Source organism: Pseudomonas putida (assembly GCF_028682475.1).
Classification (GTDB): domain Bacteria; phylum Pseudomonadota; class Gammaproteobacteria; order Pseudomonadales; family Pseudomonadaceae; genus Aquipseudomonas; species Aquipseudomonas putida_AG.
In genome coordinates, this window is sequence record NZ_JANHLE010000021.1 from 78178 (window position 1) to 100545 (window position 22368).

Annotated in this window: 24 protein-coding genes and 1 pseudogene; 7 read left to right on the plus strand and 18 right to left on the minus strand. The window is 60.9% G+C overall.

Annotation, left to right across the window (positions count from 1 at the left end; all coding sequences use genetic code 11):
• Positions 1–39 precede the first annotated feature (39 nt).
• Complete coding sequence (locus NPS47_RS17770) at positions 40–1005, plus strand: SdiA-regulated domain-containing protein (RefSeq protein WP_425313525.1); 966 nt, start codon at positions 40–42, stop codon at positions 1003–1005.
• A gap of 14 nt (positions 1006–1019) precedes the next feature.
• On the opposite strand, the gene NPS47_RS17775 is transcribed toward NPS47_RS17770, so the two are convergent.
• The 10 genes and pseudogenes from NPS47_RS17775 to NPS47_RS17820 all read right to left on the minus strand — a co-directional run bounded on the left by NPS47_RS17775 (position 1020) and on the right by NPS47_RS17820 (position 8443).
• Complete coding sequence (locus tag NPS47_RS17775; protein WP_274296127.1) at positions 1020–2717, minus strand: phosphoethanolamine transferase; 1698 nt, start codon at positions 2715–2717, stop codon at positions 1020–1022.
• A gap of 36 nt (positions 2718–2753) precedes the next feature.
• On the minus strand, positions 2754–3068 hold the full coding sequence (locus tag NPS47_RS17780) for a hypothetical protein (RefSeq protein ID WP_274296128.1): 315 nt from the start codon (positions 3066–3068) through the stop codon (positions 2754–2756).
• 152 nt (positions 3069–3220) lie between these two features.
• On the minus strand, positions 3221–4567 hold the full coding sequence (locus NPS47_RS17785) for a sensor histidine kinase (RefSeq protein WP_274296129.1): 1347 nt from the start codon (positions 4565–4567) through the stop codon (positions 3221–3223).
• The gene (locus tag NPS47_RS17790) at positions 4543–5208 is read right to left on the minus strand and encodes a response regulator transcription factor (RefSeq protein ID WP_274296130.1); all 666 of its coding nucleotides are present in this window, start codon (positions 5206–5208) and stop codon (positions 4543–4545) included. The genes NPS47_RS17785 and NPS47_RS17790 overlap by 25 nt, the downstream gene beginning before the upstream one ends.
• 29 nt (positions 5209–5237) lie before the next feature.
• Complete coding sequence (locus tag NPS47_RS17795; protein WP_425313526.1) at positions 5238–5660, minus strand: hypothetical protein; 423 nt, start codon at positions 5658–5660, stop codon at positions 5238–5240.
• A 17-nt stretch (positions 5661–5677) separates the two neighbouring features.
• On the minus strand, positions 5678–6439 hold the full coding sequence (locus NPS47_RS17800) for a hypothetical protein (protein ID WP_274296131.1): 762 nt from the start codon (positions 6437–6439) through the stop codon (positions 5678–5680).
• Between the two features lie 140 nt (positions 6440–6579).
• Positions 6580–6681 (minus strand): annotated as a pseudogene (locus NPS47_RS17805) (ferric siderophore receptor protein); the annotation flags it as partial.
• A gap of 36 nt (positions 6682–6717) precedes the next feature.
• Entirely contained in the window at positions 6718–7179 is a 462-nt protein-coding gene (locus tag NPS47_RS17810; protein ID WP_274296132.1) for a MarR family winged helix-turn-helix transcriptional regulator, read from the minus strand.
• A 172-nt stretch (positions 7180–7351) separates the two neighbouring features.
• On the minus strand, positions 7352–7792 hold the full coding sequence (locus NPS47_RS17815; RefSeq protein ID WP_274296133.1) for an Ohr family peroxiredoxin: 441 nt from the start codon (positions 7790–7792) through the stop codon (positions 7352–7354).
• Positions 7793–7933: 141 nt separating this feature from the next.
• Positions 7934–8443, minus strand: coding sequence for a GNAT family N-acetyltransferase (locus NPS47_RS17820; protein ID WP_274296134.1), 510 nt, complete (start codon positions 8441–8443; stop codon positions 7934–7936).
• Between the two features lie 92 nt (positions 8444–8535).
• Between NPS47_RS17820 and NPS47_RS17825 the strand changes: the two genes are divergently transcribed.
• A complete protein-coding gene (locus NPS47_RS17825) occupies positions 8536–9246 on the plus strand; it encodes a methyltransferase family protein (RefSeq protein ID WP_274296135.1) in 711 nt (236 codons plus the stop codon).
• Positions 9247–9348: 102 nt separating this feature from the next.
• On the opposite strand, the gene NPS47_RS17830 is transcribed toward NPS47_RS17825, so the two are convergent.
• From NPS47_RS17830 to NPS47_RS17850, 5 genes are all read right to left on the minus strand, one after another.
• Positions 9349–10524: a cystathionine gamma-synthase gene (locus NPS47_RS17830; RefSeq protein ID WP_274296136.1), complete on the minus strand. Its 1176-nt coding sequence runs from the start codon at positions 10522–10524 to the stop codon at positions 9349–9351.
• On the minus strand, positions 10521–11897 hold the full coding sequence (locus NPS47_RS17835) for a pyridoxal-phosphate dependent enzyme (RefSeq protein ID WP_274296137.1): 1377 nt from the start codon (positions 11895–11897) through the stop codon (positions 10521–10523). The genes NPS47_RS17830 and NPS47_RS17835 overlap by 4 nt, the downstream gene beginning before the upstream one ends.
• 138 nt (positions 11898–12035) lie before the next feature.
• On the minus strand, positions 12036–12395 hold the full coding sequence (locus NPS47_RS17840) for a hydroxyisourate hydrolase (protein ID WP_274296138.1): 360 nt from the start codon (positions 12393–12395) through the stop codon (positions 12036–12038).
• Entirely contained in the window at positions 12392–12901 is a 510-nt protein-coding gene (locus tag NPS47_RS17845; RefSeq protein WP_157192956.1) for a nucleoside deaminase, read from the minus strand. The genes NPS47_RS17840 and NPS47_RS17845 overlap by 4 nt, the downstream gene beginning before the upstream one ends.
• Positions 12902–12934: 33 nt before the next feature.
• Positions 12935–14272, minus strand: a complete 1338-nt coding sequence (locus NPS47_RS17850) for a nucleobase:cation symporter-2 family protein (RefSeq protein WP_274296139.1) — start codon at positions 14270–14272, stop codon at positions 12935–12937.
• Between the two features lie 203 nt (positions 14273–14475).
• Here NPS47_RS17850 and NPS47_RS17855 point away from each other — a divergent pair, with 203 nt between their 5' ends.
• Complete coding sequence (locus tag NPS47_RS17855) at positions 14476–15390, plus strand: LysR family transcriptional regulator (RefSeq protein WP_274296140.1); 915 nt, start codon at positions 14476–14478, stop codon at positions 15388–15390.
• 39 nt (positions 15391–15429) lie between these two features.
• On the opposite strand, the gene NPS47_RS17860 is transcribed toward NPS47_RS17855, so the two are convergent.
• The 3 genes from NPS47_RS17860 to NPS47_RS17870 all read right to left on the minus strand — a co-directional run bounded on the left by NPS47_RS17860 (position 15430) and on the right by NPS47_RS17870 (position 19512).
• Complete coding sequence (locus NPS47_RS17860; protein ID WP_274296141.1) at positions 15430–17943, minus strand: TonB-dependent siderophore receptor; 2514 nt, start codon at positions 17941–17943, stop codon at positions 15430–15432.
• Positions 17944–18022: 79 nt separating this feature from the next.
• Positions 18023–18988: a FecR family protein gene (locus NPS47_RS17865; protein WP_274296150.1), complete on the minus strand. Its 966-nt coding sequence runs from the start codon at positions 18986–18988 to the stop codon at positions 18023–18025.
• A 5-nt stretch (positions 18989–18993) separates the two neighbouring features.
• Positions 18994–19512 carry a sigma-70 family RNA polymerase sigma factor gene (locus NPS47_RS17870; protein WP_274296142.1) on the minus strand — a complete coding sequence of 173 codons (519 nt, stop codon included), beginning with the start codon at positions 19510–19512 and terminating at the stop codon, positions 18994–18996.
• A 181-nt stretch (positions 19513–19693) separates the two neighbouring features.
• Between NPS47_RS17870 and NPS47_RS17875 the strand changes: the two genes are divergently transcribed.
• The 4 genes from NPS47_RS17875 to NPS47_RS17890 all read left to right on the plus strand — a co-directional run bounded on the left by NPS47_RS17875 (position 19694) and on the right by NPS47_RS17890 (position 22359).
• Positions 19694–20023, plus strand: coding sequence for a hypothetical protein (locus NPS47_RS17875; RefSeq protein ID WP_274296143.1), 330 nt, complete (start codon positions 19694–19696; stop codon positions 20021–20023).
• A 52-nt stretch (positions 20024–20075) separates the two neighbouring features.
• On the plus strand, positions 20076–20495 hold the full coding sequence (locus NPS47_RS17880; RefSeq protein WP_274296144.1) for a GFA family protein: 420 nt from the start codon (positions 20076–20078) through the stop codon (positions 20493–20495).
• A 64-nt stretch (positions 20496–20559) separates the two neighbouring features.
• The gene (locus NPS47_RS17885) at positions 20560–20892 is read left to right on the plus strand and encodes a YegP family protein (RefSeq protein ID WP_274296145.1); all 333 of its coding nucleotides are present in this window, start codon (positions 20560–20562) and stop codon (positions 20890–20892) included.
• Positions 20893–21117: 225 nt separating this feature from the next.
• Positions 21118–22359, plus strand: coding sequence for a DUF1835 domain-containing protein (locus tag NPS47_RS17890; RefSeq protein WP_274296146.1), 1242 nt, complete (start codon positions 21118–21120; stop codon positions 22357–22359).
• Positions 22360–22368: the final 9 nt, after the last annotated feature.

Sequence of the window (22368 nt, forward strand, 5' to 3'; positions counted from 1 at the left end):
CCTCTACAGAGAGTAATAAAAAAAATGATTTCGCAAAGCGTGAAGTCGGCCAACTGTGCAGCTGGTAAGCAGCCGCGCGCCCGGTCATCGCTCCGACGAGCACTGGCGGCAACCCTTGCCGTGCTGCTACTTGGCCTTGCCTACCTGTTCTCCAACCATTTCCACCTCCATCAGCAGCTCTACCAGTTGAGCTGGACGTGGTTCAAGGGCGATCGGGCACCTGGCCGCAATATCTGGCTACCGGATTACCATGTGACCATCGACGCAAAACCGGTTGCGCCAGGCCTGGAAAACCTGTCCGGCGTTACTTACGATTATGATCAGGACCGTCTGCTGGCGGTCACCAACAAGGGGCCCAAGCAGATACTCGTGCTGAGCAAGGACGGCGACATCCTGGCGCAGTATCCGCTTGAAGGGTTCGATGACACTGAGGGTTTGGCCTATTTGGGCAATGGTCGAATCGCGGTGGCTGACGAATCGCTACAACAGCTCGACATCATCACACTGCCTGAACAACCACGCACCATTGCAGTGGAGGAAGCGCAGTTCATTGCCCTGTTGATCAATCCGACTCACAGCAACAAGGGCTTTGAAGGCGTCACTTACGACGCGGCGAATGATCGACTGTTTGCCATCAAAGAGCGTGACCCCAGACAACTGTTCGAGGTGACAGGGGTAATGCGTTCCATCGATCAGGGGAAGTTGCAAATCAAAGTCATCGATCGCCAGGACTGGATCGACAACAGTGTATATGCACGGGATCTGTCTGACGGCTACTACGACCCGCGTACGGGGCATCTGCTGATTCTCAGCGATCAGTCCCGCTCGATCACCGAGCTGGACGCCAGCGGGAAGTTCGTCAGTGTTCGTTCGCTGGTCGGGGCGCTGTCAGACTTGCAACACAGCGCCCCGCAACCCGAGGGTATGACCATGGATCGCGACGGTAACCTCTACGTCGTCAGCGAGCCGAACCTGTTCTACAAGTTCACCCGGCAGCCCCGCTAGGCTGCCCGGTTGTACTACTGCTCCGCCACCTGGCCGGCACTCGCTGGCTCGCCGGCCAGGTGGCCAGCTTCGCAAGGCTGGAACATGTCCAGTTGCCCACGGTACGCCGTGGTCTGGACATTCATCAGCCCGAGTACCGAGTGGAACAGGTTGTCGTGGGACAACGTCTCACCGGTGCGTTGCGCCATACAGGGCAACGAAATACCGCGCCGCACCGCCAGTTGAGGAGACATCCACAGCACCATCGGTACATGGGTCTGTTCCTGCGGCGCCATGGCATACGGAAGACCGTGCAGGTACATGCCCTTCTCGCCCAAAGATTCTCCGTGGTCAGAGACATAAAGCATGGCCGTGTCGAAGCGTGTGTCATTGCTCTTGAGCAATTCGATCACCTGGGCCAGCACGTGGTCCGAATAGACCAGGGTATTGTCGTAGGCATTGAGAATGGCCTGGTCCTCACACTGGTCGAGCTGGTTGTCACGGCAAACCGGGGTAAAGTGCTCGAATGCGGCCGGGTAGCGCTTGTAATAGGCCGGGCCATGGCTACCTTTCATGTGCAGCACGACCACCGTGTTATCGCTGCGTTCATCAAGGTACTGCTGCAAACCCGACAACAGGACTTCGTCGAAACACTCACCGGCATTGCACACCTGGGCGATCTTGGCATGGGAAAGATCTTCGCTGGGCACACGGTCGCAGGCGCCTTTGCAGCCTGAATTGTTGTCTCTCCACAGCACGGAGACACCCGCGCGCTGCAGAACGTCGAGCAGGCCTTCGCGGTGGCTGGCATATTGGTCTTTCCAGCGCTTGCGGCCCAGGTCCTGGAACATGCAGGGCACGGAAATGGCGGTTGCGGTGCCGCATGAACTGACATCGCGAAAACTCAGCACGCCCTGGCTGGCCAACGCCGGGTTGGTCTGGCGCTCATAACCATTGAGGGAGAAATTCATGGCCCGGGCGGTCTCGCCTACGACCAGGACCAGCAGCTTGTGGCGACCGCCTTCAGTCACCTCGACACGTTGCCACGCGTCTGTTCCCACTTGCACGAACGCTTCAGGCCTGTGCAACGCACGTTTGGCATAACTGTGAAGGGCACCCAGCACATTCGAAGGAACCAGTATCAAGCGCACTTCTCGGTTGTTACGTAGCAATGACGCATAAGACTGGTACTGCGTTGCCACCACGCCCGCAACCAATGCAATCACTATCGCAAAGCTGCCAAGACGCCAGACTGCCTGCCGCCGCCAGGTCGGGCGGGCCAAAGGCAGGCGGTAGATCACCAGCACCGGTAGCAGGCCAAATCCCAGCAGCCAGAGCACAAACTTCAGGCTCACAAGGTCGCTCGCCTCGGCCGGGTCGGTCTGGAACAGATTCATCAGCATTGGCGCATCGATAACAATGCCAAAGTGCGAAATGAAGTAGCTGGCCGCTGCCGACACGACAATCAGGATAGCCAGCACCGGACGCAGCAATCGCCCCCAGCACAACACCCAGAGAATGATGAAATGCCATGCCATCACGAACAACGGCAAGCTGATCAGAAATAAAGGATTACCGTTTTCGAAACCATCCACCGCCCGCCAGACGGTCGACCAGAAGGCCGAGTTGACTGCCACGGTCATCCACAGGGCGACCAACAGTATGACGATAACTGGATTTATCCCTCCCTGAATTAGCTTCTTCCCTTGGGAAGTTACAGCTTCCTTGTTCATTAGCGCACCACTCCTACATCACATGCCATTGTTGTTCTATTTATTTATTTGGTACTTTCGAGGGCAAGCGTGGGCATGGCATTTTGTTGCCAGCACTCCCCCCCAAGGCACAATCAAGCCAATGCTTACAAGTGCAAGCAATAACAGGCTTTCCTCGACAACTCGAAAAAAGTCCAGCACCGCGCAGGCCAGCACCAGGAGAAATCCGAAAAACGCAACAACGCCTGGCCTGATTACAAGGCGACCTAACTTCAGGCGTTTTTGTTGGCTGAATCCAATCAGTGTCAGATAAATCCAGGTAACCGCCGACAGCATAAACAGCGCCAGAAACATCAACCGATAGCCAAACATCGATTCAGGCCTTGTGCAGCGTCCTCTTTGTATGGAACGCAGATTATTAGCACTCTAGAAATGCCAACATGAAAAATATGTTAAAAACATATTGGAAATATGTCTTTCTAATCGATGGCATAACTTCAGCGCGCAACGCTGCATGCGTTAACTCAGCATTGGGGCCAGCGCAAGCATACCCGCCAGCCCGTGCGGTTGACGGGGTCGCCATAGCCCACATCGATCACCCCACCTGTGCGCTTGACCAGGGTTTGTACGATCGAAAGGCCTAGACCCGAGCCTTCCTCAAGACTGCCCGAGCCACGATAAAACGGGTCAAAAACGCGCTCCCACTCCTCTGGAGCAATACCCGGCCCATCGTCACAGACACAAATCTGCACGTGCTTTTCGATGCAGTGTACCTGCACATCAATGCTCCCCAGGGGCGGGGCATAGCGGATGGCGTTCTCGACCAGGTTCTTGATGATTGCCCGTAGCTCAACTTCGCGTAATGCCAGGTAGGCATCGCCACCCTCGACACCGATATCGAGCTGCTTGTGTTCAGCCAACGGCATGAGGTCTTCGAGGACCTGACGGCATACTTCATGAACCGAGACCCAGGCCGTTGATTGCTCACCCGCCTGGGCACTCGCCAACGTCAACAGCTGCTCGATAAGGTTGCGGCTCCTGCGGATACCTCGGCGCAACAGTTCCACCTGCTTGTGCGCGGCGCTGGGCATCTGCGCAGCCTCAAGTGCCTCAGCCTGCAATGAAAGCGCGGTAAGCGGCGTACGCAGTTCATGCGCCGCATCGGCAACAAAGCGCTTCTGGCTCTCCAGCGCCCTGGCAACACGTTCAAGCAGGCGGTTGATTGCATGGACGAAGGGGCGGATTTCGCTGGCCAACGCCTGATCGTCGATCGGACGCAGATCGTCATCTTGGCGACGGTCGAGCATCGATGCCAATTGAGCGACAGGGCGAAACAACTTGCGCACCAAGTCTGCAACCACCAGCAGCAGGACGGGAAAAAGAATGGCAAAGGGCAGCAACCCGCGCCAGGCACTTTCGCGTGCATCGCGGTTGCGGATGTCTATCTCCTGGGCGACTGCAAAGCGCTTGCCTGAGGCATCCGTGCTCACCAAGACGCGAAACGGCTCATCACCTACCTGTACGGTAGACAAACCGTTGGCCACCGATACAGGGATAGGCAATGGCAGATGGCTGTCGTCAGCGTGGCTGACCTTGGCACCATCAGCCAGAAACTGGACGATGATTCGCGTCTCCTCATCATCTTCGGCCAAGGTGTGCTGGGTCGATGGGTACTGGAACGTTACGCGTTGGCGCGCAATCAGCGCGGCGACCTGGCGCAAACTGTTGTCCTGAAGCTCCAGCGCCTCGTCAAAGGCCGAGAGGTAGGCAAAAACCCCGGTCAACGTCGCAACCAGCAAAATCGCCATGGACAATGCCAGCGACAAGCGCAGCTGCAACGAATGCCTCAGACGCCCTTTGAGACCAGCCATCCCAGCCCTCTGACGTTGCGGATCACGTCGCTGCCCAACTTTCGCCGAAGCCCGTGGATCAGGAACTCCACGGCATTGCTTTCGACCTCCTTGCCCCAACTGTAGAGTTTGTCTTCAAGCTCACTACGGGAAAGAATGGCCCCCGGGCGAATCAACAGTGCCTGCAACAATGCAAACTCCCGATTCGACAGCTGCACTTCCGGCTGGTCCAACACCCGAGCGCATTTGGTGACAGGGTCCAGGGCTACAATGCCGTTGCCAAGCTCAGGCGCCGCCCGCCCCCCTTTGCGCCGCATCACGGCGCGCATTCTGGCCAACAGCTCTGCCATTTCGAAGGGCTTCTGAATAAAGTCATCGGCCCCGCCATCCAGCCCCCGCAGCCGGTCATCAAGACCCTGTCGGGCGGTGATGATAAGCAACGGGACAGGGTTTTCGGCAGCGCGAAGGTGCTGCAAGACCTGAAGGCCATCCTGCCCCGGCAGTCCGAGGTCGAGCAGCACCTGATCATAGGCGTGTGCGCGCAAGGCGGCCTCGGCCGTCAGGCCGTTAGCGACCCAGTCGACAGCGTAGCCTGAGGCTTCCAGTGCTGCCCGGACCGCGTCTGCGATCATTTCGTCATCCTCGACCAACAGGACTCGCATTTCACCTCCAGAACGGGTCTCGCCTCAGGTCAGCCTTGTCCACGGCCCTGCAGTGCATCGAAGGTCTTGAGCAGGTCGTCCATGGCGCTCTTGCACGTCGTCTGTTGCGGCTGACTGGCCCGCAGTGCGTCGAGCGAGTGGTCGATGGCCTTGTCCAGGCGATGCCAATCCGCAGCTGCGCGCGGTTTTATCCCGGCCTCGGCATCGTCCCAACTCTGCTCCAGGTCCTTGATGCGGGCTTTTGCTCCGGCCAGGTCCTGCGCATCGACCTTGCCCGCAACATCCTGCGCAATGCTACGAAACGGGGTCAGATCACCCAGTTTAGTGGCGTTGCCAATGCCAGCTGCAGCCTGTGTCGGCTCATCAGCCTTGGAGCATCCTTCAATGACGCTGACAGTGCCCGCCAGGCAGACCAGGGCAATAGATAACAGCATCGGGCGGCTTTTGATCATGAGTGTATACCTCGTTTTCAAGGAGCAAGACGTTTGGATTGGTCCGAGCCCACCTGGGCAACGGCCACCAGCATGAGAATCACGCAAAGAAACAGCGCACTGGTCCAGGTCGCGCCCATACCAAGGCCACCATAAAGGCGTGACTGGGTCAGGAGATCGCCCAGCGAAGCGCCTAGCGGGCGGGTGAGGATATAAGCGATCCAGAAGATCAATACGCTGTTGGCTCCCAGGCGCCAAGCCATCAGACACGCGGCGATCAGCCCAGCGAAAATCAGCACGCCGACAGCAAACCCAAGCCCCAGCGCCTCCGTGGCGAGGTCACCGCCAGCGGTCCCGAGTGCGAAGGAACACAGCACGGTGGTCCAGTAGAACAGCTCACGCCGAGGGGTGACGATCAGGCGGATCGAAAGGTTACGCTCCACGGCGTACCACGCCAGGAAGTTCGCAATCAGCAGTACCGAGAAGACCGCGGTGCTGGCGTAGAGGCTGACATCCAGTTCATCGGTGAGAATATCGGTGATCTGGGTGCCCAGAATGCTCACCAGCACCACGCACAGCCAGTACACCCAAGGCTCACAGCTACGCTTGCGCATTTGTATGAATAGCGCGACGGCCAGCAACACGGCCATCACCACGCTGGTGATACCCAGCCCCCAGCCGACGTCTACGGCGAGAAAATCGGCGAAGGTTTCGCCCACTGTCGTGGACATTATCTTGATGATCCAGAAGGACAGCGTCACTTCCGGGACCTTGTTCAACCAGACGGTGGATGATTTCATTGCGCGCCTCTCTTCGGCCTTTGATGTCGACAAGATGAGAAGAGGCAAACTACAGATGAAAACTTAGGTGTACCTGAGCGCCGATAACGTTCCGTTGGCGTTACCGGCTAACAAGACCTGTCATACCGGTATGGCGCGGTTCAGAAGTCGACTGTTGCCGAGAGCTGCAGGGCGCGCGGATAGCCAGGTGAAATGGCGCCATAGGAAGCGACGCCTGACCAGTACTCCCGGTCGAAAACGTGTAATGCTGAACTGCGCTGCAAGCGAACAACTGCACGTCATTCCCGGTCCTTGAATGAGCGGATCAGGTTGTCGCGCAGCTTGACCACCGCACGCTGAACCTGGGTGAACTCTTCTACGCTCAGGCCGGTGGCTTCGAACAGGTCCACGTCCGAGCCCTCGTCGCGCAACTGCCGGCCATCACTCGTCAGCCGGATCCGCACCTGACGCTCGTCCTCCGGGTCGCGCTGGCGTTGTACGTACCCCATACCTTCAAGCTTCTTGAGGATCGGCGTCAGGGTATTGGATTCGAGAAACAGCTTTTCGCCCAGGCTGCCGACGGTCTGGTCGTCCTGTTCCCAGAGCGCAACCAGGGTGATGTATTGGGTGTAGGTCAGACCCAGTCGCTCAAGTTTCGGCTTGTAGGCTTTGCCGAAGGCAAGATTGCTCGAATAGACGGCAAAACACAGAAACTCCGAGAGTTTCAGGTCGGCAGGCATCGTGGTGTCAGTGGGTTTCATGGCTATCCCTTGTTGACTAGAGCAGAACGAGGAACGGCCAGGCGAGCGTATAAAACGTTCACCTGGCCTCTCTTAGCTGACATCCCATGCGATTTAATCGCATGCGAGTTAGCTGATGGTCCTTTCCCGCCGGTTCGATGTCAAGACTACGGCCGCTTGCCCACCTGCCGGGTTACTCGGTGATTGCTTTCAAGGTGACCTCGATGTTGCCGCGGGTGGCCTTGGAGTAGGGGCAAACCTGGTCGGCGGCATGCACCAGGGCGTTGGCCACTTCTGGGTCCAGGCCTGGCAAGCGCGCGGTCAGTCGGGCCTGGAGCAAGTAGTCCTTGCCGGTCTGGCCAAGGTCGACTTCGATCTCGATCGCCAGCCCTGCAGGCAGTGCCACCTTCATTTCCTTGGCGACCAGTTCCACCGCTGCGATGTAGCAGGCCGACCATGCGCCGGAGAACAGTTGTTCGGCGGTCGGATGCGGTGCAATGGCCTTGAATTCGTGGGCAGGCTTGCTGGCGCCCGGTGACGACAGCTGGATGTCCAGGCCGCGTGCGGTGGTACCGGCGACGCTCAGGGTGGTGTGGGTTTTGCCGGTCAACAGGACTTTTTCGATCTTGCTCATGGGGGGTGTTCCTCTGGATTTGCTTAGGTTGTATCGCTAGCGATTTAGTCGCATGCGATGGATTAATATTCAAGCAAGCACGCGTTGACGTCAACAGCGCCGGATGGCGCTGCGACGGACGGTCTTATCGTGGGTTAAGCCCTAGTGCACCGCACGCGTGACCAGGTAACTCAGCAGCTCAGGCTCGTCATCCAGTTCAATCGTGCGTACCGGCCGCGGCAGGTTGTCCAGCACCGTCCGCCAGAAGGCCTGGGCGGTTTCGTCCTGATCATAGAAACGCACCAGCCAGTCACTCTCCCCGCTCATCAGCACCTGGCTGGCGATGGCGCGGCCGATGCCTTTGCGCCGGTAACGCTTGAGGATGAACAGGTCGGCCAGTTCCAGGGCATTGAGTGCCGCGAACTCGCTACGCTCAATCAACAGGAAACCGGCGATGAAGCCATCGACCAGGATCAGGTTGGCGCTCCACTGCGGCTCCTGCCAGTAGCGGATCAGGTGCTCTTCGTGGATGTAGAAGCGGCCGTCCACTTCCACGTCCTCTTGCTCCCAGTCCGAAGACTCATAGGCATAGAACTGATACAAGTTGCGGATCAGCTCAGCCTGCTCAGGGCCGGTTTGCAGCAGTTCGACAGTGAAAGGGATCGAAGGCATGGGGATCTCGGTCAATAAACAGGTAGCGCGTTTTTCGCGGGCGCTATTGTTGACAAAAGCGCTGACCAATACCAGCAGCAGGAGACCCGCCCATGACCTACAGCGAACCCGCGCGCGACCCGGCGCCGATGTCGCGGCCCACGGTCGTCGCCTACGCGATTGGCCTGCCATTGGCTTTGCTGGCATTGATCTTCCTGCCTGCCGGCAGTCTCGCTTGGCGACCCGGCTGGATCTTCCTTGGTGTGCTGATACTGGCTTTTGCGGTATCGGCGCTGGTACTCGCCCGGGTCAATCCGGTGATCTTTCGTGCGCGCAGCCGCTTTCAGGCCGGTACCAAACGCTGGGACAAAGCACTCCTGGCGGTCATCCTGCCGGCAATGGCTGCCGTCTTGCCTGTGGCAGCCCTTGATGCCGGGCGCTTTCATCACACCTCGGTACCGGGCTGGCTGGTGCTGCTGGGCTATGCTGCGGTACTGCTGGGCATCGCCGTGACCGGATGGGCGCAGGCGGTCAATCCGTTTTTCGAGCCCGGGGTGCGCATCCAGTCGGAGCGCCATCAGCGGGTGATCGACAGCGGCCCGTATCGCTTCGTCCGTCATCCCGGCTATAGCGCAGCCCTCTGGCTTTTCTTCGGCATGGGGTTGGCGCTGGGCTCATTCTGGGCGCTGCTGCCTGGCGCAGTGGCAGCGGCACTTCTGGTTGTGCGGACAATTTGGGAAGACCAGTTGTTGCAGGCCGAACTGGAGGGTTATGTCGACTATGCCCAGCGCGTGCACTACAGACTGGTTCCCGGTATCTGGTGATACAGCAAACGTGGACCGCCCCATCGCCGGCAAGGCCAGCTCCCACACTGTGAACTGCCCCTGTGGGAGCTGGCCTTGCCGGCGATGAAGTCCCTGCGGTATTCAGATACGCGCCAGCGCCTGGGCCAGGTCCGCGCGCAAGTCTTCGACGTCTTCCACCCCGACAGACAGGCGCACCAACGCATCACCGATACCCAGCTGCGCGCGGGTTTCGGCGGGGATGCTGGCGTGGGTCATGATCGCCGGATGCTCGATCAGGCTTTCCACCCCGCCCAGGCTTTCGGCCAGGGCAAAGATGCGCACGCTTTCGAGAAAGCGCCGGGCGCCAGCCAGGTCGCTGTTGAGGTCCAGGGAAATCATCCCGCCAAAACCATGCATCTGCCGCCGTGCCAGACCGTGCTGAGGGTGCGAGACCAGCCCGGGATAATAGACCCGCGCCACCTGCGGCTGGCGCTCCAGCCAGTGCGCCAGCTCCAGGGCATTGCTGCAGTGACGCTCCATGCGCAAGGCCAGGGTCTTCACCCCGCGCAAGGTGAGAAAAGCGTCGAACGGCCCGGCAATCGCCCCCACCGCATTCTGCAAAAAGCCCAGGCGCTCAGCCAGCTCGGGGTTGCCCACCACGGCGATCCCGCCAATCACGTCGGAATGGCCGTTGAGGTATTTGGTGGTCGAGTGCAGGACGATATCGAACCCCAACTCCAGCGGCCGCTGCACCCAGGGGCTGGCAAAGGTGTTGTCGGCGACACAGAGAATGCCGCGCTGCTGACAGATGTCAGCAACGGCAACCAGATCGGTAAGCCTGAGCAAGGGATTGCTGGGGGTCTCGACCCAGACCATGCTGGTGTCGTCTTCCAGTGCCGCTTCGAAAGCCTCAAGGTCGGTCAGATCGACAAAGCTGAAGCGATGCCCGGCGCTTTGCCGACGGACCTTGTCAAACAGGCGAAAGGTACCGCCATACAGGTCATTGCCAGAAACGATGTGCGAGCCGGCTTCGAGCAGTTCAAGGACATTGGCGATGGTCGCCAGCCCCGAGGCAAACGCGAAGGCCTGGGTGCCCCCTTCAAGGTCCGCCACGCAACGCTCCAGGGCCCAGCGCGTGGGGTTGTGCGACCGCCCGTAGTCCAGGCCTTTGTGCACGCCGGGGCTTTGCTGGGCATAGGTGGAGTTGGCATAGATCGGCGGCATCAAGGCCCCGGTGGACGGGTCCGGGGTCTGTCCGGCATGGATCACGCGAGTGGCGAAGGCGCGCGGCGCGGTGGTTTCGTCGGGCTGGCTCATGGCAAGGACCTGCGCAGGTGGTTGAGCATGTCGACACGGGTAATCAGGCCATAGAAGCCCGAGGCATCGGCGATGATCGCCACCAACCCACGGTCGAGTTCCGCTTGCAGTGTAGTCAGGCTGGCACTCGGCGGCAGGGTTTGCAGCTTGTCGGTCATGGCGCTGGCAACCGGCAGGCGAAAGTGCGTGGGGTCGGCGTGCATGCCGACGAGGATATCCGACTCGTCGATCACCCCGACCAGCCGCTGGCCGTCTTCCAGTACCGGCAGTTGCGAGACATCGGCCAGGCGCATGCGCTGGAAGGCGGTGAGCAAGGTGTCGCCAGGGCCGACGCTGATCACCCGGCCATCCTCGAAACGCCGGGCGATGAGGTCGCGCAAATCACCATAGTGCTTGAGCTGCAGCAGGCCCTGGTCGGTCATCCACTGATCGTTGTACACCTTCGACAGATAACGGGTGCCGGTGTCGCAGACAAAGCTGACCACCCGTTTCGCTTCGGTCTGTTCGCGGCAATAGCGCAACGCCGCAGCCAGCAAGGTACCGGTCGAGGAGCCGCCGAGAATGCCTTCAGCACGCAGCAGCTGGCGGGCATGGTCGAAGCTGTCCTCATCGCTGATCGAATAGGCCTGGCGCACGCTGGATAAATCCGCGATGGAGGGCACGAAATCCTCGCCGATACCTTCCACCGCCCAGGAACCGGGGGTGCCCAGGGCACCGCTGCGGCTGTACTCGGCCATCACCGAGCCGACCGGATCGGCCAGCACCATCGCCAGGTCCGGTTGCACCCGGCGAAAGAAGCGGGTCAGGCCGGTCAAGGTGCCGGCCGAGCCGACACCGACCACGATGGCGTCCACGTCATGGTGCATCTGCGCCCAGATTTCCGGTGCCGTGCTGCACTCGTGGGCCAGCGGGTTGGCCGGGTTGTTGAACTGATCGGCGAAGAACGCCTCAGGAATTTCCGTGGTCAGCCGCGCCGCCACGTCCTGGTAATACTCCGGATGCCCCTTGCCGACATCGGAGCGGGTGATATGCACCTCGGCGCCCATCGCCTTGAGGTGCAGGACCTTCTCGGTGGACATCTTGTCCGGCACCACCAGCACCACCCGATAGCCCTTGGCCCGGCCGACCAGCGCCAGACCCAGGCCGGTATTGCCCGCAGTGGCTTCAACGATGGTGCCACCGGGACGCAGGCGGCCATCGCGCTCGGCCGCATCGATCATCGCCAGACCAATGCGGTCCTTGATCGAGCCACCGGGATTTTGCGATTCGAGTTTGAGGAACAAGGTACAGGGGCCGGTATCGAAACGGCTGACGCGGACCAGCGGCGTGTTGCCGATCAGTTCGAGTACGGCTGGGCGGGAATCGTTAGGCATAGGCTCACCTCGCAGCGGCAGTGGGTGCGGGTTGAACAGCGGCCTATGGTCCAACCCGGGCGGCGCCTCGTTTGGACCATAGGCGCGCTTGACGCTCACCGCAACCGTTCACGGCCAGCCGGTAGTTTGCTCCGCTTGTCAGGCTCCGCCGCGAAAACAAGAGACGCCCCAGGCCGTCAGTTTGAACGGCAAGTGGTAATGCTGGCCCGGGTCGGCCACACCGAAGCGGTAGACCAGTTCATCGAGAAACGGCAGCACTGGCAGGGCCGTGCCTTGAGCACGATAGAAATCGGCCACCTGCAGGCTGACTTCATAGACTCCGGCGCTGCAGCGTGCGGCCTGGCCGTCCAGCTCTGCCAGCAAACCGTTGCTGGCGATGCGCCCGTGGCAGATCAGCTCGCGCAACCCACCCTCCAGACGCACCAGTCGCACCTCCAGACCTTGCGCCACACAGCCGCTGGCAACATCGACGATATGAATGGAAATGCCTGCACTCATGACCAGAAGCCCTTGTGCGGTTCAGCCGCCTCCGCTTCAAGCATCGGGCCGAGGACACTGACCTGGCGTTGCCCGCGGGCAAACACTTCGCGGCATGGCAGCGAGAACGTCGGGTTTTCCGGATGATCGCCAGTCAGCCCCAGTAGCGCATGTTCAGACAAGGCATACACCACCCGGCCGATACCGGTCCAGTACACGGCGCCGGCGCACATGCAGCAGGGTTCGGCGCTGGTGTACAAGGTGCAATCGGCCAACGCCTCCGGGCTCAGGCACTTGGCTGCCTGGGCGGCGGCGACCAGTTCGGCATGCTGGGTCGGATCACCTTCAGGTGGCATCGAGTTGTTGCCGGCCTGGGCAATCACCTGACCATTACGGTCCGCCACCAGCGCGGCAAAGGGATGGCGGCCGCGTTGCCGGGACTGCTCGGACAGCTCAATGGTACGGCGCAGCAGTTCAAGGTCCAGCGCGCTGACGCCAGCGGGGGTGAGGTTGGTAAAGCTGGTCATGGGAAACTCCTTGGCAGTGATAAAGGGAATGCGTCAGTCAGCCAGTCCGGCGTCGCTGGCGAGCGTCTCGGTTGGCTGTTTTTCGTTGTTGAGCAGGACGTTGAGGACAATGGCCGTGATCGCGCCGAGGAAGATGCCGCTTTCGAGCACCAGCTTGAGTGCGCCATTGGCGTGTTCGAACAACGCCGGGAAGGACATCGGCAACACCCCGACGCTGACCGACACCGCGACGATGATGCCGTTGCGTGTGCCTTCAAATCGGACCCGGGAAAGCTCCTGGATACCGGCAACCGTGGTCATGCCGAACATGACGATGGCGCACCCACCGAGCACCGGCGTCGGCACTGCGGCAATCAACGCGCCCAGCTTGGGAAACAGGCCCATCAACACCATGATCGCGCCGGCTGCGGCCACCACGAAGCGGCTCTTGATGTTGGAAAGCGCAATTAGGCCAGTGTTCTGGGTGAAGGCGTTGTAGGGGAAACTGTTGAACAGCCCGCCGAGCATGGTCGACAGACCGTCAGCACGAAAGGCATTGCCGAGGGTCTGCTGGGTGGTCGGTTTACCGGTCAGTTTGCCGATGGCCAGGCAATTGCCAGTGGTCTCGGCCATGATCACCAGCATCGCCAGGGTCATCACCAGGATCGGCATCAGCGAAAACTCAGGCATACCAAAGGCCATCGGCGGGCTCAGTTCGAACCAGGCCGCTTCCCCCACCCGGCTGAAGTTGGTCATGCCGAAGGCGGCGGCAATCAGACTGCCGACGAACAGGCCGATGAGCACACTGAGGTTGCCGATAAAGCCGGAGAAACGCGCATAGATCACCAGCGTCACCGCCACCGTGGCCAGGCCCAGCAGCAGGTTGGCCGGCTTGCCGAAATCATCCGCGCCCGGGTTGCCCCCACCCAGCCAGATCGCCGCAGCCGGCATCAGCGAGATGCCGATGATGGTGATCAGGCTGCCGATCACGACCGGCGGAAAAAACCGCAGCAGACGGCTGAACACCGGCGCCAGGGCGATGGTGATCGCACCCGCGGCGATCACCGCACCAAAGATCTGGCTGAGGCCGAACTCCTTGCCGATCATGATCATCGGCGCCAGGGCGATGAACGAGCAGCCCTGGATCATCGGCAAGCGCGCGCCGAACTTCCAGAAACCCAGGGTCTGGATCAGGGTGGCGATGCCGGACGTCAGCAGGTTGGCATTGATCAGCATGACGATCTGCGCCGAGGTCAAACCCAGGGCGCTGCCAAGAATCAAGGGAACCGCTACGGCGCCGGCATACATCACCAGTACATGTTGCAGGCCGAAAGTGAACAACTGGCGCAATGGCAGGACTTCGTCCACCGGATGAACCCGTTTTATGCTCATGTCGCGTGTCTCCTGAAGGTGCAGCTTTTATTGTTGTTAAGGCTGGCCGGCACAGGAATGCTTGACCCGCGCTGATAGTTACCCGGCTCAAGCGATGGAACAAGTTAGTAGCTATCGTTTTGATCGATGGATGAAACCTTGCGTAGCGGGCGTCGGCAGGCGAGGATTGGCCCGCACCCTCCCCCGCCCAAGGAGCCGTCACCTTGCGTTTCTCACTGGATCAGCTGTCGATGTTCGTCGAGGCGGTGAAAACCGGCTCGTTTTCCGCAGCCGGGCGCAAGCTGGGTAAAACCCAATCGACCATCAGCGCCGCCATTGCCAACCTGGAAACCGACCTTGGGGTGGAGTTGTTCGACCGCTCCAGCCGCAACCCGGTGCTGACCGCCAGCGGCCAGAAGATGCTGGTACAAGCCGAGGCCATACTGGAGCGCTGCCTGACCCTGGAGGCGCATGCCGATTGCCTGAGTGAAGTGATCGAACCCAGCCTGACCCTGGCCATCGAAACGCCCTACGGCCCGCTGTTACCCGTGCTCAAAGCGTTCGAGCAGACCTTTCCCTATGTCGACCTGGTGATTCGTCACCCGGTGCATGGCGACGTCAGTGAACTGGTGGCCAAAGGCGAAGCGGTGCTGGGCGTGGCCTTTTCACAACCGGGGTATGTGCAGGAACTGGCGTTCCAGCAGTTGGGCAAGCTGATCATGCTGCATGTGTGTCATCCGCAGCATCCCTTGGCGCACATTGCCAACCTGAACTTCGATGACCTGCATGTGCATCGGCGCCTGGCGTTCAGCGCCCATGCCAGCAAGCTGCCGAGCAGCGAATACCTGCGCTCAACCCAGGTGTGGCAGGCCGAAAGCTACCTGGCATTGCTGGAAATGGTCCGTGCCGGCCTCGGCTGGGCCACGCTGCCGCGCCAGTTGATCAAGCGCGAACTGGCCAGCGGCGAACTGGTGGAGCTGCAGCTTTCGGCCTACCCGTACACTGACTGGCAGGTGGGCGTCGACCTGCTGTGGTCCCGGCAACGGCGCCTGGGCAAGGCCGAACGCTGGCTCAAGGAGCACTTGCAGGCCAACAAGGTGTTCGAGCTGGACCGCAAGGGGCAGACCACCACCTTGTGAAGGTGATGTCTGCCCTGCCCGCCTGTGATGCTGTCCTGATCAGTAAGTACCGCGCAGGGTCAGCATGAAGTTGCGCGGGTCGCCATAGTAGTTGCCATAGGTCGAGGTGCCGACGGTCTGGTAGTACTTTTTGTCGAACAGGTTGTTGCCGTTGAGGGTGAGGTCCCAGTGTTCGTCGAGCTTGTAGTCCACCAACGCACTCCAGGTGGCATAACCGCCCTGGCTGAAGTCGAACGGCACGTTGCTCTGCGCCACGCTGGCATCAGCGTTGAAGCGCGTGGCGGTGCCTGACACATAGGTCGCACTCTGTACCTGCACGCCACCGCCGACCTTGAAGTCCTGCAGCACCCCCGGCAAGCGGTAGGTGGTATAGAGTTTGAACAGGTGCTTGGGCATGACCGTGCTCAGCGGCGTGTCGGCACTGCGATTGCGGTTGAGGTTGAAGGTGTAGCCACCGATCAAGGTCCAGTCCGGCATCAGCTCACCCGAGGCCTCGATGTCCACCCCCTTGCTGACCACCTTGCCATTGCTCAGGTAACAGCAGCTGCCGGCAAACAGGTTGCTGCTGTCGGTATAGCCTGGGTCCCTGACCGCTTCGTCTTCACGGGTGGTGTAGTACAGGGCGATGTTGGTGTTCAACGCGCCGTCGAACAATTCGCCTTTCAGACCGGTTTCGTAGGTCTTGCCAGTCATCGGTTCAAGCGGGCTGCCCGGCTGTGGTCCGGAAAGCTTGTTGGACTGTGGCTTGTAGATTTCCGAGTAGCTGGCGTAGGCCGACCACTCTTCACTCAGGTCATAGACGATGCCACCGAAGGGCGTGACTTTGGTGCCGATGCGTTGGTCGACGTCGGACACCGGTGTCCACTGGGTACCGCTGCGGGTCTGGTAGGTCTGGTTGAAGTGATAGCGCTGGGCCCGTGCGCCGAGGATCAGGTGCAACGGCTCGGCCAACTGCAGCCGCAGGCTGGAATACAGGCCGTACTGGCGCTGGGCGTTGGGGTTGTAGTCGCGGCTGTAATCGGTGTGGTTGGCCGGTTCGTCCCATGGCGTGGCGTCCGGGTCGAAGACATCCACCGGGCCGCGTGCCCCCGGATGCGGCGCGGTGCCCAACCAGCGGCTGTCGATGCGCTGATAGTCAGCCCCGAGTACCAGCTGATGATCCAGTCCGAAAGCCTGGAAGTTGCCGGCCAGGTTGACGTCGTACAGGTGCTGCTCGTTTTCCTGTCGGCTCTGGGTGCCGTACCAGACCACACCCGTGTGGGTGTTGGGGTCTACTGCGTTGAGGGTGGAGGCCGTCTTGAACCAGGAGACATCCCAGATGTTGGTGTACGACAGGTTGAGCTTCCAGTCGTCATTGAAGCGATGGTCGTACTTGGCAAAATACTCGCGCGCCGTGGTGTCGGCGAACGCCCAGTTCTGGGTCAGGCCGGTGTGGCGCGGCAGGCCGAGGTCGGCACCGTTGCTGTAACGCGGCACCGAACTTTGCGTGCCGTTTTCATGCGACTTGTTGTAGCGCACCCCGAAAGTGAGCATGTCGTCGTCAGTCACGTCGGCTTCCATTACCCCGTACACCAAGGGCTTTTCCGTGCTGCGCTTGTCGACGAAGTACTGGCGATCGGTATTGGCCACCACCAGCCGCCCACGCAGCCGCCCGTCCCAGCCCATCGGCCCGGTGATGTCCAGTTCCTGCCGGTAGTTGTCCCAGCTGCCGGCGCTCAGGCTCAGCTTCAGCTGGTTGTAAGCCATTGGCCGTTTGCGCACCAGGTTGATGATGCCACCCGGGTCGCCCGAGCCGCCGAACAACGCGCCGGAGCCGCGCAGCACCTCAACGTGGTCGAACTCGGCGAGGTCGAAAATGTTCGAGGAGTAGAACGACCCCATCGCCGTGCCCAGCGCCTGAGGCGCGGCGCCATCGATCTGCAGGTTCTGGATGGAGAAGCCGCGCGAGATGAAATCCTGGATACGGAAGGTGGTGCTCTGGGTAATCACCCCGGGCGTGACCTTCATCGCTTCGTTGATGTCGGTCAGTTGCTGGTCTTCGATCAGCTGGCGGGTGATCACCGCCACCGACTGTGGCGTTTCACGCAGGCTGGTCGGCGATTTCGAGCCGACACTGATCAGGCCCGGCGCGTAGCTGCCGGTGTTCTCGGTGCTCTCGCCCATGCCCTGACCGGCAACGGTCGTCACACCCAGCTCCAGGGCTTGACCGGTTTGCGCATCGGCAACCGGCAGCAGCACATAACCACTGTCGCTGTGGCTGATGCGAAACCCGCTGCCGTCGAGCAACCTGGCAAAACCATCCTCCACCGTGTAGTTGCCTACCAGGCCCTGGCTACTACGCCCTGCCAGTTCATCAGCCTGGAACACCAGGGCGACACCCGCCTGCTGGGCGAAGCGGTTGAGGGTGCTGCTCAGCGATCCGGCCGGGATATCGTAGCGCTGCTGGGTCTGGGCCACGGCCAGTTGCGGTGAGGCCACGGCAACACCGGCACACGCCAGGTGGATGCACAGCGCAATGGGGCTCAAGGCCTGCGAGTCAGCAAATCGACGCATGGGAAAACGGCTCCTGTTTTAATCATGTTGGCCTCTTGCTTGACGGGCCACGCTGACAATGCGGAACCATTGGGAATGATTATTTTTCAGTTTTTGTCCGTTCAACCCGTGTCCACAGCGGTGTGTACTGCTGCAAACGAATCGGCAAGGCCTGGGCCAGCAACTGCAGCGCGCGGTCGGTGTCGTCCAGGGGCAGGACGGCGGAGACGTTGAGGTCGGCCAGCGCGCTGGCGTCAAACTGCAGATGGCCGCGACGCTGACGAGCCAGTGCCTCAAGCACCTGTGGCAGCGGCACCTGGTCGACCACCAGTTGATGCTGCTGCCAGGCCTGTTCAAGGCTGGCCGGATTGATGTCCGGCAAGCGCCCCAGCGCATCCTGACGCACCCAGGCACGCCCCTCGCGTTGCACTTCCAGCGACTGGCTGTGGTCGGCGCTCTGCACCGCGACCGTGGACTGCAGCATGCTCAGTTCGCTCTGCCCTTCCCCGCGGCTGACCACAAAGCGCGTGCCCAGTGCCTTGAAGCTGCCGTCGGCGGTAACCACCACAAAGGGCCGCGACGGGTCGTGCGCGACATCCACCAGCACCTGGCCGCGGCGCAGTTCAATACGCCGCTGACCGCCATCGAACTGCTGGTCGATGGCAGTGTTGCCGTACAGGGTGATGCGTGTACCGTCTTGCAGGGTGCGCGTCTGCCATTGGCCTGGGGCGGTGTGCAGGTCGGCGAACAGATCGTCGACCCGGTAGCCGCTCAGGCTCAGGACCACGCCAAGGTTGGCCAGCAGCACGCCAATGCCGAGCAGATGCCGGGCCTTGAGGCGACGCTTGACCGGCACCTGCAACGCAGCCCGCGCCGGCGCCCGCTGCGAACGCAGGCTGTGCAATTGCGCAACCACGCTGCTGATACGCTCGAAAGTGGCCTGATGGCGGCTGTCGAAAGTACGCCAGCGCTCGAACGCCTGACGCTCCTGCGCGCTCAATTCGCCTTCGCTCAGGCGCAGCACCCACTCGGCAGCCTGAGCCTCGATGCTGTCCTCGGCGTTCATCGCGCTCACACGTCGAGGGCCTGGTTACAGTGCATCAGCGCCTGCAACAGGTACTTGCGCACCATGCGTTCGGACACCTCAAGGCGCTTGGCAATCTGAACCTGGGTCTGTTCATCCAGGTAGTAATCGACGAAGGCCTGACGCACCTTGTCGTTGAGGCCTTCAAGGACAAAGGCGATCTGCTCCAGGGCTTCGAGGGTGGCGAGGATCTGTTCTGGCGACTGGTGGCCCTCCAGCACCTCGACGGTCAGCGCCAGCTCACGCAAGTAGGCGTCTTCGATGTGTTGGCGGCGGGCTTTGTCGATGATCAGCCGGCGTGCCGTGGTGCTGAGGAAAGCCCGTGGCTCGCGGATGCCGACCAGCGAATCACGCGAACCGAGAATCCGCAGGAAGGTGTCCTGCGCCGTGTCGGCAGCGTTCTGCGGGCAGCGCAGTTTGCGCCTTAGCCAACCGAACAGCCAGCCGTGGTGCTCGCTGTACAGTTCATGAATCGCACGCTGGAAAGTCGGCTCGACGGCAGCCATGAACACACCCGGCACATGTAAGTGAGAATTGTTCCGAATAGTATCCAGTCGCCCCTGCCCTGCGCAACCTCTGCTGCCGACGCACCCTGAAAGATAAGCGAAAAATAAGGCAAACTGCTGGCCCCCCGCCGCCTCCTTCGTTGGCAAACTTGCTTTCCTTTCAACAGCTTAGGTTGACACTATGCGGGCTTATGGATTGACCCTTGCAGCGTTGTTTCTCGCCACTTTCGCCCTCGGTGCCCAGGCCAAGGCGCTGGGCAAGAATGATCGGTATGTGTGCAGTTGGGGATCGGATATCGCCGCTGGCGCACAGCAATCAAAGTTGTCGGGTGTGACCCTGTACTCGGCGCGGAAAAAACTGCAGGTGCGCAAATTCCCCAAGCCGTGGATGCGCATGACCGCCATGGGCATCACCGAGCAGACCTACAACAGCCAGTCGCGGCTCAAGCCGGCAGCGATCAAGCAGACTTACTACGAGCAGTGTGTCCAGCACGCGGTCGCGCAGCGCTAGCGAATGGCCGCGTGTATGATCTTCAGCCTTTTGGTCCTGGACGCTTAAACGCATGGATAGCACATCGGCGTATCACGGCAGCTGCCTGTGCAGCGCCGTCACTTACCGCATCGAGGGGCCGATCAAGGCCGTCAGCCATTGCCACTGCAGCCAATGCCGCAAGGCGCATGGAGCGGCGTTTGCAAGTTATGGCAGCGTGCCAGGGACAAGCTTGACGGTCAGCGATCCCGATCAACTGCTGCGCGTATTCAGGTCGTCGCCAAGTGTCAGTCGCAGCTTCTGCTCGACCTGTGGCGCGAACCTGTTCTGGCGCAATGCGACAGGGCCATTTGCCGATTGGGTCAGCGTCGCCCTCGGGACGCTGGACACAGCGTTCGAACCTGCCCGGCAGAAACATGTGCATGTGCAGTCCGGGCTGTCCTGGCTGGACTTGCCCTGCGATTGGACAAGCGCACAAAGCCCACCATACTGACTTGTCACTGCAAGCGAGCACGCAAGCAGCGCACCCAGGCTTATCTGCGTAATAAGGAGTTCCCATGGCAGGATGGTTTGAGTTGAGCACCAGCAGTGACGGTCAGTACCGCTTTGTTCTCAAGGCAGGTAATGGCGAGACGATTCTTACCAGTGAGCTGTACAAGGCCAAGGCCTCTGCCGAAAGTGGCATTGCCTCGGTCCAGGCCAACAGCGCTACGGATGAGCGCTACGAAAAGAAAGAAGCCAGCAATGGCAAATTTCATTTCAACCTCAAAGCCGCCAACCACCAGATCATTGGCAGCAGCCAGATGTATGCCACCGCGCAATCGCGTGATGCCGGCATTGCTTCGGTGAAAACCAATGGCAGCAGCAAGACCATCAAGGACAATACCTGAACGCAAGGCCCCCTGTGCACGCCAACCGTGTGCACAGGGGGCCTGTTGCCCTCGCATGACGAGCCGTGCCGACAATTGCCTTTTGCCCAGAGTCAGGCCTATAGTCGCAGCCGGCGTCATCCACGCCACCCGTCCGCGGAAAGGGCTGCGCCCAGGACAGTACTCCAGGAATTCTCACTACGACTCCCGGCCTGACAGCGGACAAGGCTCGCACAAGGAGTTCGTATGTCTGCTCGACTGTCGTCGCCGTCTCATGATGGGCGCATCAACCTTGAACAACAGCGCAAGCGCGCCAAAGAACTGCTCCAGCGCCTGCGCTCGGGCACGGCGCCGGAACAACTGGCGCAACTTCACGCCTCACCCCTCACACCACGTCTGGCGGATGCCCAATGGCTGATTGCCCGCGATCTGGGGTTTGCCAGCTGGCCCAAACTCAAGGCGCATATCGACGCCATCGACTTTGCCGCACGCCACCCTCGGTTCGTCGCCGACGATGAAGCGCGCACCCAGCATTGGCGCTGTGGCAACGACATCGAGCACAGCTTGCACCTGGCCGGTTTTACCGGCGCGTTTCACATGTTCACTGATCCGCTGTGCATGGGCCCGGTACGCGACCTGCCGAGCGAGCAGTACCAATCGCTGCGCATCGACTACATCAGCCAGGCCTACGCCCTTGACCGCCTGCAAGTGCAGCGCAAGATGCTTGATGAGTACGGTCACCTGCCGTCTATTGGCGATTGTCCGCGCGCTGTGCTCTGGTGCGAAGCAGACGCCTACGATCAGCTGTTTCTGATTCGCTTGCTGTCGAGTCTGGAGCGCTTGCCACAGCGCCTGGAAGTGATTCAGATCGACGCCATGCCCGGCGTGCAGCGTTTTATCGGCATCGGCCAGCTGGCGCCGGATGTACTGGCCTGGCTGTGGCCGCAACGCCAGGCGGTCACCGAGCCGATGTTACAGCTGGCGCGACAGGCCTGGGCGGCGTACTGCGCGCCGTCACCCGAAGCCTGGGCGCAACTGGCACACCGCCAGGACCTGGCCCTGCCCTTCCTGGCGCGTGCCCTGTTACGACAGTTGCAGGAGTTGCCGGGGCTGAGTGATGGCCTGTCGCTGAGCGAGCGCCTGTCATTGCAGATTATTGGCGAGTTTGGCGAAGTACCCTTCGGGCGGGTGTTTGCCGAACTGATGGCCAAGCGTGAACCGCTGCCATTTCTGGGCGACACGATGTTTCACGCGTTGTTGCGGCCGTTGATTGATTCGCCGACGCCACTGGTCAGCGAAGCGCAGACTGAGCTGGAATGGGTGCGACGACCACTGAAGCTGACGGCCCTGGGTGAGCGGGTGTTGGCGGGCGAGGCTTACTGGCTGGACCAGCAAGCGCCCGAGCGCTGGGTCGGCGGTGTACGCCTGTTGGCCGGGCAAGGGCATTGGGCACTGGACCAGAATCTCTGGCCGGTGTGGCGAGCATAAACGAGGTGG